The sequence below is a fragment of the Streptomyces sp. NPDC015032 genome, assembly GCF_043080425.1.
GTDB lineage: Bacteria > Actinomycetota > Actinomycetes > Streptomycetales > Streptomycetaceae > Streptomyces.
Map to the genome: position 1 here is coordinate 83,750 of NZ_JBIBVN010000023.1, position 15,386 is coordinate 99,135.

Annotated in this window: 14 protein-coding genes; 4 read left to right on the top strand and 10 right to left on the bottom strand. The window is 70.8% G+C overall.

Annotated features, from left to right (window positions below):
• Positions 1-40: 40 nt before the first annotated feature.
• From ACF08M_RS27570 to ACF08M_RS27600, 7 genes are all read right to left on the bottom strand, one after another.
• Positions 41-1,828: an ABC transporter ATP-binding protein gene (locus ACF08M_RS27570; RefSeq protein ID WP_392187950.1), complete on the bottom strand. Its 1,788-nt coding sequence runs from the start codon at positions 1,826-1,828 to the stop codon at positions 41-43.
• Positions 1,825-3,693, bottom strand: coding sequence for an ABC transporter ATP-binding protein (locus ACF08M_RS27575; protein ID WP_392187951.1), 1,869 nt, complete (start codon positions 3,691-3,693; stop codon positions 1,825-1,827). Before ACF08M_RS27575 ends, ACF08M_RS27570 begins: the two co-directional genes overlap by 4 nt.
• A gap of 150 nt (positions 3,694-3,843) precedes the next feature.
• A complete protein-coding gene (locus ACF08M_RS27580) occupies positions 3,844-4,791 on the bottom strand; it encodes an aldo/keto reductase (RefSeq protein ID WP_392187952.1) in 948 nt (315 codons plus the stop codon).
• 94 nt (positions 4,792-4,885) lie between these two features.
• The gene (locus tag ACF08M_RS27585; RefSeq protein WP_392187953.1) at positions 4,886-5,449 is read right to left on the bottom strand and encodes an AAA family ATPase; all 564 of its coding nucleotides are present in this window, start codon (positions 5,447-5,449) and stop codon (positions 4,886-4,888) included.
• Positions 5,450-5,562: 113 nt separating this feature from the next.
• Positions 5,563-6,447 (bottom strand): class I SAM-dependent methyltransferase, encoded by an 885-nt coding sequence (locus tag ACF08M_RS27590; RefSeq protein ID WP_392187954.1) that lies wholly within the window; start codon positions 6,445-6,447, stop codon positions 5,563-5,565.
• Between the two features lie 520 nt (positions 6,448-6,967).
• Positions 6,968-7,171 (bottom strand): hypothetical protein, encoded by a 204-nt coding sequence (locus ACF08M_RS27595; protein ID WP_392187955.1) that lies wholly within the window; start codon positions 7,169-7,171, stop codon positions 6,968-6,970.
• Positions 7,172-7,448: 277 nt separating this feature from the next.
• Positions 7,449-7,829 (bottom strand): hypothetical protein, encoded by a 381-nt coding sequence (locus tag ACF08M_RS27600; RefSeq protein WP_392187956.1) that lies wholly within the window; start codon positions 7,827-7,829, stop codon positions 7,449-7,451.
• 130 nt (positions 7,830-7,959) lie between these two features.
• Between ACF08M_RS27600 and ACF08M_RS27605 the strand changes: the two genes are divergently transcribed.
• Positions 7,960-10,134 (top strand): prolyl oligopeptidase family serine peptidase, encoded by a 2,175-nt coding sequence (locus tag ACF08M_RS27605; RefSeq protein ID WP_392187957.1) that lies wholly within the window; start codon positions 7,960-7,962, stop codon positions 10,132-10,134.
• 117 nt (positions 10,135-10,251) lie between these two features.
• On the top strand, positions 10,252-10,749 hold the full coding sequence (locus ACF08M_RS27610) for a Rieske (2Fe-2S) protein (RefSeq protein ID WP_392187990.1): 498 nt from the start codon (positions 10,252-10,254) through the stop codon (positions 10,747-10,749).
• On the opposite strand, the gene ACF08M_RS27615 is transcribed toward ACF08M_RS27610, so the two are convergent.
• Complete coding sequence (locus ACF08M_RS27615; RefSeq protein ID WP_392187958.1) at positions 10,733-11,422, bottom strand: cysteine hydrolase; 690 nt, start codon at positions 11,420-11,422, stop codon at positions 10,733-10,735. The two genes, ACF08M_RS27610 and ACF08M_RS27615, sit on opposite strands and share 17 nt — an antisense overlap.
• Positions 11,423-11,531: 109 nt before the next feature.
• Here ACF08M_RS27615 and ACF08M_RS27620 point away from each other — a divergent pair, with 109 nt between their 5' ends.
• Positions 11,532-12,008: a pyridoxamine 5'-phosphate oxidase family protein gene (locus ACF08M_RS27620; protein ID WP_392187959.1), complete on the top strand. Its 477-nt coding sequence runs from the start codon at positions 11,532-11,534 to the stop codon at positions 12,006-12,008.
• A gap of 33 nt (positions 12,009-12,041) precedes the next feature.
• Here ACF08M_RS27620 and ACF08M_RS27625 read toward each other — a convergent pair whose 3' ends face one another.
• On the bottom strand, positions 12,042-12,956 hold the full coding sequence (locus ACF08M_RS27625) for a LysR family transcriptional regulator (protein ID WP_392187960.1): 915 nt from the start codon (positions 12,954-12,956) through the stop codon (positions 12,042-12,044).
• Between the two features lie 74 nt (positions 12,957-13,030).
• On the opposite strand from ACF08M_RS27625, the gene ACF08M_RS27630 reads away from it, so the two are divergent.
• Positions 13,031-14,053 (top strand): DMT family transporter, encoded by a 1,023-nt coding sequence (locus ACF08M_RS27630; RefSeq protein WP_392187961.1) that lies wholly within the window; start codon positions 13,031-13,033, stop codon positions 14,051-14,053.
• On the opposite strand, the gene ACF08M_RS27635 is transcribed toward ACF08M_RS27630, so the two are convergent.
• Positions 14,044-15,375: an aminotransferase class I/II-fold pyridoxal phosphate-dependent enzyme gene (locus ACF08M_RS27635; RefSeq protein ID WP_392187962.1), complete on the bottom strand. Its 1,332-nt coding sequence runs from the start codon at positions 15,373-15,375 to the stop codon at positions 14,044-14,046. The two genes, ACF08M_RS27630 and ACF08M_RS27635, sit on opposite strands and share 10 nt — an antisense overlap.
• Positions 15,376-15,386: the final 11 nt, after the last annotated feature.

The window sequence follows — 15,386 nt, forward strand, 5'->3', positions numbered from 1 at the left end:
CGGCTGCCACCCCTCATCCGTACCGCCCTTGCCCGTCGGCTCAGGTCCGGGAGGCCGTGCCCGCGGTCGCCGACTGCCACGCGGCGTACAGCTCCGCGTACCGGCCGGGACGGGCCACCAGCTCCTTGTGCTCGCCCTGTTGGACAATGCGGCCGGCGTCGAAAACCAGCACCCGGTCGGCCGCCTCGGCGGTGGAGAGCCGGTGTGCCACCGAGACGGCGGTACGGCCCCGGGTGGCGGTCTCCAGGGCCCGCTGGAGGCGCTGCTCAGTAGCCGGGTCGACGGCCGAGGTCGCCTCGTCCAGTACGAGCAGGTCCGGGTCGGCGAGGTACGCACGGGCCAACGCCACCAGTTGGCGCTCGCCCGCCGACAGCGCCTCGCCGCGCGGTCCGGCCTCGGTGTCCAGGCCGTGCGGGAGGGACTCGGCCCAGCCGGTGAGCCCGAGGTCGGCGAGCGCGCCGCGGACCTCGTCGTCGCCGACGTCGGCGCGGCCGTAGCGGATGTTCTCCCCCACGGTGGTGTTGAAGAGGAAGCCGTCCTGCGGCACCATCACCACCCGCCGCCGCAGCGAGTCCAGGGTCACGTCCGTCAACGGCACCCCGTCCAGCAGCACCCGGCCCGAGGTCGGATCGGCCAGTCTGGTCAGCAGTTTGACGAAGGTCGACTTGCCCGAGCCCGTCTCACCGACCACGGCGACCCGGCTGCTCGGGGCGATCTCCACCGAGACCCCGTGCAGCACGTGCGCGCCGTCGGGGTAGGCGTACTCCACTTCCTCGAAGCCGACGCCCACCGGGCCCGGCTCCAGCTCCACGCCCTTCTCACCCGGGTCCTCGACCTCGCGCGGCGCCTCGATGACGGCGAGCGTACGGCGCAGCCCGGCGAGCGCGTTCTGGAGCTCGTTGAGCACCTCGGTGCTCATCTGCGCCGGACCGATGAAGAGCGTCACCAGGAAGAGGAAGGCGACCAACTCTCCCGCTGTCATATGGCCGTTGATGCCCAGCACCACGCCGAAGCTAACCACCGCGCCGATGGCCAGCGCCGCCGCGATCTCCCCGCTGGAGAGGGTGACGGCCACCAGCCGCTGAGCCCTGCCCTGCGCTTTGCGGTGGTCCTCCACCGCCGTGTCGATACGGCGGCCGATGAGTCCGGAGGCGTTGTGCGCGCGGATCACAGCCGCCCCGGCGACGGCCTCGCCGGTGGTGGCGAGCATCGCGCCGGCGCGGGTTCGGACATCGGCGTAGCGGAAGGAGAGCCGGTTCTGCAGCCGTGGCAGGATCAGCGCCAGCGGCAGGAAGACCGCCCACACCGTCAGAGCCAGTGCCCAGGAGTAGGAGAACATCACCACGCTGCCCACCAGCAGTTGGCAGCCGCTGACCAGCAGCATGCCGCCGAACTGGAGGAAGGTGCTGAACTGGTCCACGTCGCCGGTGACCCTGGCCACCAGGTCGCCGCGCTGCTCGCCGCCGAGCGCAGGCGCGGACAGGTCGTGCACCCGCCGGAACGCCTTCTTGCGCATCTCCGCGAGCGCCGTCTCCACCTCCCGGTAGAGGCGGTGGTTCATCCGGAAGGTGATCCACGCCGTGCAGAACACCGCCACCGCGCAGATCGCGACCGAGCCGAGCACGAAGCCCGTGCGCGGGCCCTCGTCGGCCTGGAGACCGGTGTCGAGCGTCACCTGCACCGCGATCGGCACCACCACCCGTCCGGCGGCGGCGACCACCGCGAGCAGCAGCACGACGATCAGGCCGCGACGGAGCGTCGGCGAGGTGGCGAGCAGCCGCTTCAGCGTGCCGGTCGCACTGTAGTGCGAGCTCCCGATACGGCTCATGCGGTCCGTCCCTCCTCGGCTTCCGCGGTCGACGCGCCGATCCGGGCGTCACCGTCCGTGTTCTCGTCGGTGGTACCGTCCTCGGCTCGCCGACCGCTCTGCCGCCCGTTCTGCTCGCCCTCGTAGGCGGTGACCAGGGACCGGTATCCCGTGCAGCGGGCAAGGAGTTCGGCGTGCGAGCCGGCGTCGGCGACGCGCCCCCGGTCCACGTAAACGATGTGGTCGGCGAGCGCGATGGTCGCCTTGCGGTAGGCCACCACCACGACGGTGGACGGCAGCTTGGAGGCGCGCAGCCGGTTGAGGATGCGGCTCTCCACCTCCGGGTCGACGCTCGATGTCGCGTCGTCCAGCACCAGCAGCCGTGGTCGGCGCACCAATGCCCGTGCCAGTGCGATGCGTTGGCGCTGGCCGCCGGAGAGAGTGGCCCCGCGCTCGCCGACCCGAGCGTCCAGCCCGTCCGGCAACTCGCGCACCACGTGCGCCACGTCTGCCGCCTCCAGCGCCTCCCAGACCGCCGTGTCCTCGCGGTCCAGTCCCAGCAGTACATTGCCGCGTACGGTGTCGTCGAAGAGCAGCGCCTCCTGCGGGACGAAGGCCACCGCGGACGCCACCTCGCCCGTACGCATCTGCCGCGCGTTCATGCCGTCCATCAGCACGTCGCCGCGGTCGGGGTCGATCAGCCGCACCATCAGCGCGGCCAGGGTGGACTTGCCCGAGCCCGTCGGGCCCACCACGGCCACCGTATTGCCCGCGCCGGTGCTGAGCGTCACCTCGCGCAGCACGTCGCTGCCGTTGTAGGCGTAACTCACCCCGCGAGCGTCGAGGTTGAGCGGGCCGGGGTCGGTCAGCCTCAACTCGCCGCTGGGCATGTCGCCCTCGGCGTCCAGTACGGCGCGCACCCGCTCCCAGCCGACCGCCGAGCGCGGCAGCTCCGCCAGCACCCAGCCGAAGGCCCGTACCGGAAATGCGATCATCGTGAACAGGTAGGCCACCTGCACCAGTTCGGCGACGCCGATCGCCCCGGAGGCCATCCGGCTGGTGCCGACCGCGAGGACCGTCAGGATGCCGAGGTTGGGCAGGGCGTCCAGCAGCGGGTCGAAGCGGCCCCGCATCCGGCCGACCGCCACGTTCGCGTCCCGCAGCGCCTCCGCCCGCCGCGCCATGCGCGAGGCCTCGTGCGACTCCAGTCCGAGGGTCTTGACCACGACGGCGCCGTCGAAGCTCTCGTGCGCGATGTCGGCCACCTCGGCGCGCAGGCTCTGCGCACGCGCCGCCAGCGGGGAGAGCCGGCGCTGGTAGAAGACGTTGAGCAGGCCGATCGCCGGGAAGAGCGCGATGCTCACCAGCGCCAGCACCGGGTCAACCAGGATCAACGAACCGATCGCCGACACCAGCATGATCACCACACCGAGCGCCGTCGGCAGCGGGATGATCGGCGACCAGACCGCCTCGACGTCGGAGTTGACCGTCGACAACAGCCGTCCCGCGGAGTGGCGTTGATGCCAGGACAACGGCAACTGAAGGTAGCGGTGGGCGACTTTGCGGCGGTAGGTGGACTGGAGCCGGAACTGCATCAGTCCGGCGCCCACCCGCCGCCCGATGACACCGACCACCCGCAGCATCGCGACCGCGAAGATCGCGGCACCGGCCGTCGCGAGGGCGGCGTAGGAGGTCTCGCCGCTCTCGAAGGCCGGCAGGATCACCCGGTCGGTGATCCTGCCCAGCGCCCAGGAAGTGGCGACGGGGGCGACGCCGTACAGGGCACTGGCCGCGAGTGCCGCGCCGAAGATCCAGGGCTCCTCCCGTACGGCGGCCGTGAGAACGGGCAGGCCCTTACGGCGTGAGGGCCCGTCGGCTTCGGACACGGATGACTTTCCTTCCTGCGACGCACACGACCGGGCTCGACCGTCGCCCCGGCGCGGGAGGCACGAGGAGCGCGGTGGTCGCGTTCCGGCGGGGTGGCGGGGCGGACGCGGTGGGATGGGATGGCGGGGTCGACGGGGGTGGCGGTGGTGTCACTGCCGGGCTCCCGCGGGGGGCGGCAGCGCGTCGAGCAGCGCCGTCTCCTCCGCGGTCAGCATCAGTTCGGAGGCGGCGGTGTTCTCCTCCACATAACGGGCGTTCTTGGTGCCCGGTATCGCCACGATGTGGTCTCCCTGGGCGAGCACCCACGCGAGCGCGATCTGCGAGGGCGCGACGCCCCGGCCGTCGGCCACCTTGCGCACGGCTTCGGCCAGCGGGAGATTGGCCACGAGGTTCTCGGGCTGGAAGCGGGGGTTGACCAGGCGGAAGTCGTCGGCGGGCAGGTCCTCGCTGGAGGCAAACCGCCCGGTGAGGAAGCCGCGGCCGAGCGGGGAGTAGGCGAGCACCGTGATGGACTCGCGGGCCGTGAAGGGCACCAGCTCCGCGAGCGAGTCCCGGGTCCACAGCGAGATCTCCGCCTGCACCGCCGCCACCGGGTGGACCGACTGCGCGGTGCGGACCTGCTCCACGGTGACGTCCGAGAGGCCGAGCGCACGGACCTTCCCGGCGCGTACCGTCTCCGCCATCGCTCCCCAGGTCTCCTCCAACGGCACCTCGGGGTCGACCCGGTGGAGCTGGTAGAGGTCGATGGTGTCGGTGCCCAGCCGACGCAGACTGGCGTCGATCGCCGCCCTGATGTGCTCGGGCCTGCCGTCCTTGCGCAGCCTCGTCTCGCCGGGCACGAAGCCCACCTTGGTCGCGAGGAACGCCCGGTCGCGACGGCCCGCGAGGGCGCGGCCGACCAGCTCTTCGTTGGTGTGCGGGCCGTAGACGTCGGCGGTGTCGATCAGATCCGCGCTCAGGTCGAGTGCACGGTGGATGGCCGCGATCGATACCGCGTCGTCCCGTCCGTGGGGGTCGTACGCATAGGACATCCCCATGCAGCCGAGTCCCACGACGCCGACCCGCTGCCCGCCCTGCCCCATTGCAGTGGTCCGCAACTCTCTTCTCCTGTTCGGGAGTTCTGCTCCGTCGATGAGAGAAGGGCCGGTTCGTGCCCACCACCTCGGTGGACACGAACCGGCCCCTGGACGTTCAGGAAACGGCGCCCTCGGTCCAGGCCCGCTTGAGGATCTCGTCCACGGTCTGCTCCACCGTCTGGTCGGAGGTGTCCAGCCAGAGTCCGACCTCCGGGGTGCTTCCGCGAAGCACCGAGTCGAGGTCCTTGGGCTGCCAGTCCGGGCCGTACCCGGTCTTGGCGCGCTTCTCCTCCCGCGCCAGCACGGCGTCGGGGTTCGGAGCCAGGACGACCACGGCCAGCGGCCGGCTCTTGATCGTCTCGGTGATCTCCTGGAGGTGCTCGCCGAGCAGGATGTCCTGGAGGATCGCGGTGAAGCCCGCCTGGCAGTACGCGTCGGCGGACGCCGCTGCCAGCCTGTGCCTGAGGCGGAGCTGCTCGAGGGCCTCCGGCTCCGGGTCGGCAGTCATGTTGACCTGGCCATTGACGATCATGCGGCGGAAGAAGTCTCCACGCACATGAACAGACCGGTCCAACCGCTCGGCCAGAGCCTGTGCGACGGTCGACTTGCCCGCCGCGGAGATGCCCGACAGGACGAGGACGCCCCCGCTGCCCCCGTCACCCGGAATGTTGTCTGCCATGGGGAAAGTGTTTCCTCTCTCGTGTACTCGGTCGAACGGCAGCCGCCGCCGGTTCAGCGAATCCTGCAACCACCGACCGCATTGCCCGCGCGGGAATTCGGCGCCCTGTGCACTTAGCCTCGTTCGAGGACGAGCAGGTCCATCGAGGCCGGCCTCTCGGTGGAGGTGCCCCACGTACCCGGCTTCGGTTCTCGACGCAGGTGCAGACCATATCGCGCGGCTGCGGCGCGCAGATAATCGACCCGGTAGGCGATAGCGTAGGTCGGTTCTTCCTTCGAATGCATGTAGTATTCGCCGTGATCAATCGTGAAGGTGAATGCCGTACGCCCCTGGGCGATGTTTTCGGCCACCTTGTCATCGACCAGATAGGCCGTTGCGAAGCACATGCCACCGGGACGCAGCGTACGAGCCGCCTCGTTCAGATAATTGTCCAACTCGGGCGGCAGCAGATGACTGATGAGACCCACCATCGCAACCACGTCGAACGCCGAGTCCTCGGCCGGGAATCGGAAGTCCGCAGCCGACATTTTTCCGTCGGGATTGTAGATCTCCTGGCGGATGTCGACATGCTCGAATCGGAAATTGGGATACTTCGGCGTGATGGCGGACGAGCACCACTCAATGGCGTGCGGCACGATGTCGAAGCCGAGGTAGGAGCCCTGCTCGCCGAGGACTTCGGTGAGCGGAATCGCGATGCGCCCCGCGCCACTGCCAGCGTCCAGCACGTCGTGCGAGGGTCCGACCCCCAGCTCTTCCCGCATGTAGTCGGTGATCTGGCGCCCGACCTTCAGAAAGTCGCCGTTCCCGATGAAGCGGCGGTATCTGCGCGGCGGCAGTAAATCGTGGTCCCTGCCGAGCATCCGGTCGGTCAAGTCAAGAATTCGTAGCCCCACCCGATACCCGGAAGCCCGCAACCGATCGAAAGCACTGGACGCGCGGACCGTGGAGGTATACTTGGTCGCCTTCAACGCCTTCAGCTCGGACCTATTGTCCGGCATGACGAGCGGCCCCTTTCTGGCGGTCGTTTCGAACGCGATGACAGTACGGGCGCGTCAGGGGAACTGCACTTCTCGCCTCACGGCGGAGTGTGCCGCCCAAAGGGTTGCAGTCATAACCCGTAAGCCATGGGACACAGCATGTCCCGCGCGACCCCTGTGGTCAATGCTGACGAATAACACCACGGACGGACATTGCCCGATTCTGCCAGGATCCCCTCTTCCGCCACATCGCTTTCAAACCTGCGGAAACCGAACATCAATCCGGTCTTCTCTCCAGCGGAACATAGTTCGGAGGCGTGTACACACGGGCTTCTCGCGGCCTTTCACCGGGTCATGAACTCGTCCAGGTTACTACTACATCGGCAGCCGCGAGAAGTGCGCCCGAGTCTCACCGATCGCAGTTTGGCCGAAATCAAACGTTGCGATCACCCACACGTGCTGGGCACATGGCCCTGTTGCCGGCAATGCCGGGTCGGGTCTTCTCCGGGGTGGTGCAGTTGCCCATAGTGGCCGTTTTTGTTCAATATTTCATGCCGATATGTTGCTTTTTATGTCTTGGTGACGGGTCGCGCCAGATGATGGTGTTCTCGCTGGCGAGGCGGCGGGCCGTGAGGTCGGTCATGGCGAGGTGGATCATGGCTTCGGAGCGGTGCCGGTGCGCCACGGCCCGCGCGACCCTGGCGCTCGCCCTCCCCTCCCAAGACGCGTCCACGGCCGCTGCCATGACCGCCCACCACAGCGACTGACTGACCGTGCTCCCCGCCCTCCTGCACGCCGATCCCGGCGTCATCGCCGCCCTTGTCACCCCGGATGTCTGGCCCCGCCCGCTCCGTTGACCCGCGGGTGCCCCGCGACCACCGACAGCCGGGGCCGCCGTACAGGCCGGGTCGGCACGGACCCGCGAGCACCTGGCAGCCACCGCCGTACATGGCGGTTTGGCGAGGGACGCAGCAGCCCACTGACCCCCGTACGCCGCCCGGGACGGCCGGGCGGCGCAACGCCTACGAACGCAGCGCCGCCAGCACTCGGCTGCGGAGAAGCTCGTACTCCGTGCGGAGCCGCACGATCTCCGCGGGCCGCTCGATCGCCTCCCCGCCGACAACCTTTTCGTGGGGGCCGAACTGCTCGCGCGTGAGATCGACTTCGATCCCCATGCCCAGGCGGTTCCACCAGTGGTAGTCCACCCGCTCGCCGTCGACATGGACCTCGCCGCGGATCAGCTCACCGCCCAAGAGGTCGTGCACCACCAGGGCGGTGACGCCGCATTGGTCGCGCGCCGGGTTGTCCGGGGTCCATTCCGGACGGTGGTCCGGCGTTGTGGTGTCCGCGCCCCAGCCGCGGCGGATGGCCTGCTCGAACTCGTTGAAGTTGCTCAGTGTCATGCCGCTCAGCCTCGCAGGCACCTCTGACAATCACGCGCGGCCGATCACACCCGACGCGCGGTCTCCCCCGGCCCGGGCCGCAGCCGGAACCGGGGCGGGTTGTCCGGGGTCCGCCTGTCATGGTGTCTCCATGACAACACCGTTCGACGCCACGGCTGACGACCCTTCGCACAGAACCCGGGGCTTCCCCCGGCAGCTCGCCCGGACCCGCCGCTTCTCGCTGGGTGTGCCCCGGCAGTTCAGCGTCTCACCGGACGGCGCCCGGGTGCTCTTCGTGCGGACCACGTCCGGTACGGATCAGGTGAGCCGGCTCTGGCTGTACGAGGACGGGCGGGAGCGGATGCTCGCCGATCCGCTCGGGCCGGGCCACGGCGACGAGTCGTCCGGTGCGGTGCCGCCGGAGGAGCTGGCCCGCCGCGAACGGGCCAGGGAGACCTCGTCGGGCATTGTGTCCTACGCCACCGACGCCCGGGTGCGGATCGCGGCCTTCGCGCTCGGGGGCGAACTCTGGGTGGTGCGGACGGACGGAGGCGCACCGCGCCGGATCGTCACCGCCGGCCCCGTGGTCGATCCCCGGCCGTCGCCGGACGGCACCCTGATCGCGTACGTCTCCGGGGGCGCGCTGCGGATCGTGTCGGCGGAAGGGGCGGACGACCGTGCGCTCGCCGCCCCGGACGGCGAGCGGGTGACGTACGGACTGTCCGACCATGTGTCGGCCGAGTCGATCGGACGCCCGCGCGGCCACTGGTGGTCGCCGCGGAGCGATGCGCTTCTGGTGGCTCGGGTGGACACCTCGATGGTGCGGCGCCGGTACATCAGCGATCCGGCCCACCCGGAACGGCCTCCGCGCGAGCTCGCGTATCCGGCGGCGGGGACGGCGAACGCGGAGGTGTCGTTGCACCTCGTGCGGGTGTCCGGGGAGCGGCTCGGGGTCCGGCTGCCCGCGGCCGCCGGGGAGGACCACCCCGAGGGTGCGTGGACGGACCGGTCGTTCGAGTACGTGGCGTCGGCGGAGTGGGACGGGCACGGCCCGCTGGTCTCCGTACAGACACGCGATCAGCGTTCGGTGCATGTCCTCGCGGTGGATCCCGCCACCGGAGAGACCCGGACCCTGAGCCGTGCCCATGACGGTGCGTGGGTGGCACTGAGGCCGGGTACACCGCTGCGGCTCTCCTCCGGAGCGCTCGTCGTTCCCGCGCGGCCGGGTGGCGACACACAGGGGCTGGCGATCGGCGGCGGGCAGACGCCTCCGGGACTCGAGGTCCGTGAGGTGCTCGGCGCCGTCGGAGACAGGGTGTTCTTCACCGCGAGTGAGGAACCGACCGAGGTCCACGTCTGGTCCTGCGCGGATACACCCTCCAAAGACGGGCTCCACGGTCTCGTACGTGTCAGTGCGGCACCCGGTGTGCACACGGCGTCGGTCGGCGGCCCCACCGTGGTGCTGGACAGCAGGACCCCTGACGGTCAGACGGTGTCCGTGCTGCGCGACGGGGTTGCGGTGGGGCGGATCGCGGTCCTCGCCGAGGCACCGCTGGTCACCCCACGACCCGCCGTGCTGAGCCTCGGGAAGCGTGAGCTGCGCAGCAGGCTGTACCTGCCGTCGTGGCACCGGCCGGGCGACGCCCCGCTGCCGGTGCTGCTCAGCCCGTACGCGGGCCATGGCATGCAGGTCGTCCTGAGAGTGCGTACCTGGTGGGTCGCGGTCGCCCAGTGGTTCGCCGAGCAGGGCTTCGCGGTGCTGGTGACGGATGGCCGCGGCACTCCGGGCCGTGGGGAGGCGTGGGAGAAATCGGTGTACGGCGACCGGCTGACGGTCGTTCTGGAGGACCAGATCGACGCGCTGCACGCGGCTGCCGCACGGTATTCCGCGCTGGACCTGACGCGGGTCGCCATGCGCGGGTGGTCGTTCAGCGGGTACCTCGCGGCTGCCGCCGTGCTGCGCCGTCCGGAGGTCTTCCACGCGGCGGTCGCGGGGGCCGCACCGGCCGACCGGCGGCTCTACGACACCCATTGGGAGGAACGGTTCCTCGGCCACCCGGATGTACTTCCGGAGAACTACGAGCGCAATTCGCTGCTCCCGGAGGCGGCCGGGCTGACCCGCCCTCTCATGCTGGTGCACGGACTTGCCGATGACAATGTGGCCGTCGCCCACATGTTGCGGTTCTCCGCCGCGCTGCTGGCCGCGGGCCGGTCGCATACGGTGCTGCCGTTGTCCGGGTCCGGCCATCTGGTCACCCAGGAGGAGACGGCGAGCAATCTGTTGCTGCTGGAGCGAGACTTTCTCAAGAAGTCCTTGAGGCATTGAAGACGGGGGTCCCGCTGCGCGTACCCCCGGTCGGGCACGGCCACGGTGACCGCCGAGGTCGTAAACAGGGAGCTCGCGAACATCCAGATCGCGAGCGTCGCGGAAGGGAATGCCGGAATGAACGCATCGCAGGACCACGGGGTCCGCCCCGGGCGTCGGGCCGTTGTCACGGCGGTCGGGGCCGTCTCGGTGACTGCCGTACTCACCGCGTGCGGCGGTCAGAAGGACTCGGACGGCCCGGAAGCCGTCGAGGCGGCCGCTGCCGGAAGGGGCGGTGGCGCGGATGTGCCGGCGAAGACCACCGACATTCCGGAGGGCGGCGGCAGGGACGTGCTGGCGAAGACCACCGACATTCCGGAGGGCGGCGGAAAGATCTTCGCCGACCGCGGCATCGTGGTGACACAGCCCGCGGCCGGCTCCTTCAAGGCGTTCTCGTCGAAGTGCACGCACCAGGGATGCGCCGTGTCGAGCGTGTCGGGCGGCACCATCAACTGCGCTTGCCACAACAGCAGGTTCGACCTGGCGACCGGTGATGTGACGGCGGGTCCGGCGACCCGGCCGCTGGCCGCCGAGGCCATCAAGGTCAAGGGGGATTCGATCACCCTCCCGGCCTAGGGTCCGTCCGGCCGCGCTCCGCCGGGCGGGTACTCGTCCGCCCTCGGGCGCGCCAGCAGCCGAGCACGTCATCGGTGGTCGCGAGGGTGGCGACGAGGGCGAGCGTATTGCGGATCATCGCGGGGGTGTAGTCGGCCGGCACCCCTGCGATGGCGTCGGACGGCACCACCGCGGTGTAACCGAGATTCACCGCATCGAACACGGCGTTGGGAACGGCGACATTGGCCGAGACCCCGGTGACGACGAGGGTCCGGCAGCCGAGGTTGCGGAGCAGCGCGTCCACCTCCGTACCGGCGATGGGCGAGAGGCCGTGCAGCCGGCGCACGACGAGGTCCTCGTCCGCCACCTCGACGGGCGCGGCGATCCGTACCGCCGTGGTGCCCGAGTGCTGTTGTACGGGCAGCCGCCCGGCGGCCCGGAAGAGGCGGGCGTTGTTGTTGGCGCCCCGCCCGTCGGGGCGGCGCTCGGCCACGGCGTGCAGTACCTGGACCCCGGCCTCGTGGGCGGCCGCCACCAGTCGGGCGACGCGGTGGAGGGCGCCGGAGGACCTGGCTTCCTCGGCCAGTTCGGGCAGTGCGCTGTCGGGGCCCACGACACCCTGTTGGCATTCGACCGTCAGGAGCACGGTGGTGGCCGGATCGAGCTGTTCGGCGAGCTGTTCCTTCGACGGCACGGCTGCCCCTTTCAGCGGCGGATCGGGCGCGCGAGGCTAACCGCCATTGCGTGATGAGGGAAGAGACCCCATGATTTCTGACACATAGTCAGCTACCGGGAGGTCACCCATGGCCGCCATTCAGCGACGGGGCCGTCGGATCATGATGACGGACGAGGAACGCGACAGCTATCTCGCCGAGCAGCGCACCTGCCGGGTCGCCACGGTGTCCGCGGACGGCCGCCCGCACATCGGCGCCCTCTGGTTCGCCTGGGACGGCACCTCCCTCTGGCTGTACTCGATCACCCGTAGCCTGCGCTGGTCCCAGCTGTGCGGCGATCCGAGGATCGCGGTGGTCGTGGACGACGGGGCGGAGTACGCGGATCTGCGCGGCATCGAACTGTCCGGCACGGCAGTCCAGGTCGGTGAAGCGCCCCGCGTCGGCAAGTCCTGCACCGAACTCGACGTACCGGAAAGGCTGTTCGCGGCGAAGTACTTCGCGATGGACACCATGCCGCACGACGGGCGGCACGCCTGGCTGCGGCTCACCCCGGAGACCATCACCTCCTGGGACTTCCGCAAGCTCGCGGGCCCGTCCTCGGCCTGAGCGGCCTCGGCCCGGGAGAACGGCCCACCCGCCCTACACCGTCGGCGCGTGCATCTCCCGGCCGGCCACCCGCAGCGCCGCCACCGCCGCCCTGATCGACGGGCGCCGGTCCGCGTCGGTACGCCACACGGCGTGGACGTGCCGTCGCATCTGCTGCCGTACGGGCACGAGCCGCACCCCGTCGGGCACCGGGCCACGGCCCAGCCGGGGCGCGACGCAGACTCCCATCCCCGCGGCGATCAGGGCGAGCTGGGTGTGGTGCTCGCCCGCCAGATGTGCGATGCGCGGTTCGATGCCCTTCGAGCGCAGGGTGAACATCAGCCAGTCGTAGCAGAACTCGCCCTCGGGCCAGGACACCCAGTCGTCGTCGGCGAATTCCTCCAGGTCGACCTCCGCCCGGTCCGCGAGGCGGTGACCGGCCGGCATCGCGACATCCGGCGCATCGTCCAGGAGTTCGGCCTTGGCCAGTCCGCCGGGCACCGGCAGCCGCTTGTTGCTCCAGTCGAGCACCACCGCCAGATCGATGTCACCCCTGATGACCGCACGGATTCCGTCCTCGGGCTCCAATTCCCGAGTACGTACGCGCAGTTCGGGGTGGTCCGCGCGAAGCGCGTGGAGCGCCGCGGGGAAGAGCCCGCGCGCCGCGGTCGGAAAGGCGGAGAGCCGGATCTCGCCCACCACCTCGCCGCGCTGCGCCTCGATATCGGACTGGGCCAGCTCGACCTGGGACAGGATCCGGGCCGCGTGGTCGGCAAGCAGCCGACCGGCGTCGGTGAGCCGGACGCCGCGCCCGTTCTTGGTGAGGAGCTGCTGCCCCACCTCCCGCTCCAGCTTCGACATCTGCTGGGAGACCGCCGATGTGGTGACATGCAGCCCCTCGGCGGCACCACTGACCGAACCGTGCCGGGCGAGGGCATCCAGGGTACGCAGGCGCTCCAGATTCAACATGTAAGCAATGCTACGGGGATACTCACACAAAGTCTCACTTGTCCTACGTGGTTGTCTTCGTCATCGTTGACGGCATGAGCACGCCCGCCACTCCGAGCACCCCTCCTCCCGCCGGGTTCTCCGCCCCGTCCCGGCCCGCCGGGACGGCCGCCCCCGCCACGGCCCCGACGCCCGATTCCGCGCCTGTCGCGCGTCCGGGGCCGGACTGGCGGATCCGCTTCGGGGCGCTCTCGCTCATCTGGGGCTTCAGCTTTCTCCTGATCAAGGTCGGCACCGAGGGATACGCCCCGTTCCAGGTCACCCTCGGCCGCCTCCTGTCGGGCACGGCGGTGCTGGCCGTCGCGATGGCGGTACGGCGGGAGCGGCTACCGCGCGGCACGCGTACCTGGGGGCATCTGGCCGTCGCCGCGTTCTTCCTGAACGCGCTGCCGTTCTCGCTCTTCGCGTATGCCGAGCTGACCATCCCCTCGACGCTGGCCGGCATCTGCAATGCGACCTCACCGTTGTGGGGCATGATGCTGTCGCTCGTCGCACTGTCCGAGGACCGGCCGACCCGCCGCCGCGTCGCCGGACTCGGGCTCGGATTCCTGGGCGTACTGACCGTGCTGGGCGCCTGGCAGGGCTTCTCCGGACTGGACCTCAGCGGTACGGCCATGGCGCTGCTCGCCTCCCTGAGCTATCCGATCGGCTGGATCTACGTCCGCAGGACGCTGGCGGGCAGCAGTTCGTCCACCCTCTCCCTCACCGGCAGCCAGCTCCTTCTCGGTACGGCGCAGATCGCTCTGGTGACCCCGCTGTTCACCTCGGCGCCCGACGGGTTCCCGCTGGTCCCGACCCTTGCCGTGGTCGCCCTGGGGGCGCTCGGCACGGGCCTCGCGGTGCTGGTCCAGTACGGCCTGGTGGAGGAGATCGGACCGACGACCGCGCAGATGGTCACCTACTTCATCCCGGTCATCGCCACCGCGGCCGGAGTCGTCGTACTCGGCGAGCGACTGAGCTGGAACACTCCGGTCGGCGCCCTCGTGGTCCTGGCGGGCGCCGCCCTCGCCCGGAGCAGGGCGCGCGGCGCCGGGGCCGGGACCGGGGCTCAGCCGTAGGTCAGCGGTTCCGCCGGCCCGGCCGCCGCCGCCAGCGCGTCGGCCAGAGGCTCGATGTCGGCCCCGGTGAGCGGTGAGACGGTGAGCCGGATGCCTTGGGGCGCGGTCATCCGGAACCGCGCGCCGGGCGCCACCGCCCAGCCCGCGTGCAGCAGCCGGGCCACGGCCCCGGTCTCGTCGCTGACCGGTACCCAGACGTTCATGCCGCTGCGTCCGTGCGCCTCCACGCCCCGCCGCTCCAGTGCCCGCACGAGCGCGTCCCGCCGCTCCGCGTACGCCCGCGCCACCTCGCCCGGGTCGACCGCGCCCGTGGCCCACAGGTGGACCACGGCCCGTTGCAGCAGTCTGCTGACCCAGCCGGGGCCGAGCCGCTGCCTGCCCGACACCCGGTCGACGGTGACCGGGTCGCCGGTGAGCACGGCCACCCGCAGATCCGGCCCGTACGCCTTGGCCACGGACCGCACGAAGGCCCACCGGTCCGTGGCGCCCGCGAGTGGGTGCAGCGGCACGTCGACGATGGCGTGCCCATGGTCGTCCTCGACGAGCAGGACGCTCCGGTGCCCGTCCAGGACGCACCGCAGCTCGGCAGCCCGCTCGGCACCGATCGCGGCCCCGGTCGGATTCTGCGCGCGACCGGTGACCACGAGCGCGCGGGCACCGGCGTCCAGCGCACGCTCCACGGCACCGGGCAGCGGTCCGTCGTCGTCGAGGGCGACGGGGACGGGGCGCAGCCCCAGCGCCGGTACGAGGTCCAGCAGGCTTCCCCACCCCGGGTCCTCGACCGCCACCGCGTCACCGGGCCTGAGGTGCGCGACCAGTACGCGCTCGATCGCATCCAGGGACCCGGAGGTCGCGACCACGGGGCCGGCCGGTACGCCGTCGGCATCCAGGGCGGCGCGCGCGAGTGCGGCGAACTCCGGGTCCACCGGCGCCTGTCCGTACATTCCGGGCTTCCGCTCATACTCGCCCGTGGCCGCCGCGAACGCCTCCCCCAGCGCGGGCAGCAGCGCCGGATCAGGGTTCCCCTCCCCCAGATCGCGCACCCCGGGGGGCGCCTCGACCCGGAGCGAACCGCGCGCCGTACTCGCGGGGCGCGGTCGCACCCTGCTGCCCCGGCGGCCGGCCGTCTCGATCACTCCACGCTCGCGCAGCGTGCGGTAGGCGGCCGCCACCGTATTCGGGTTCACCCCGAGCTCTTCCGCCAACTCCCGCATGGGTGGGAGCGCTTGCCCCGGCGCGAGATCCCCCGAGCCGACCCCGCGCTCCACACTGGCGGCAATTTCCGATGCGCGCCGCCCAACGATCCGATATTCTCCTAGCACAAACCGGATTA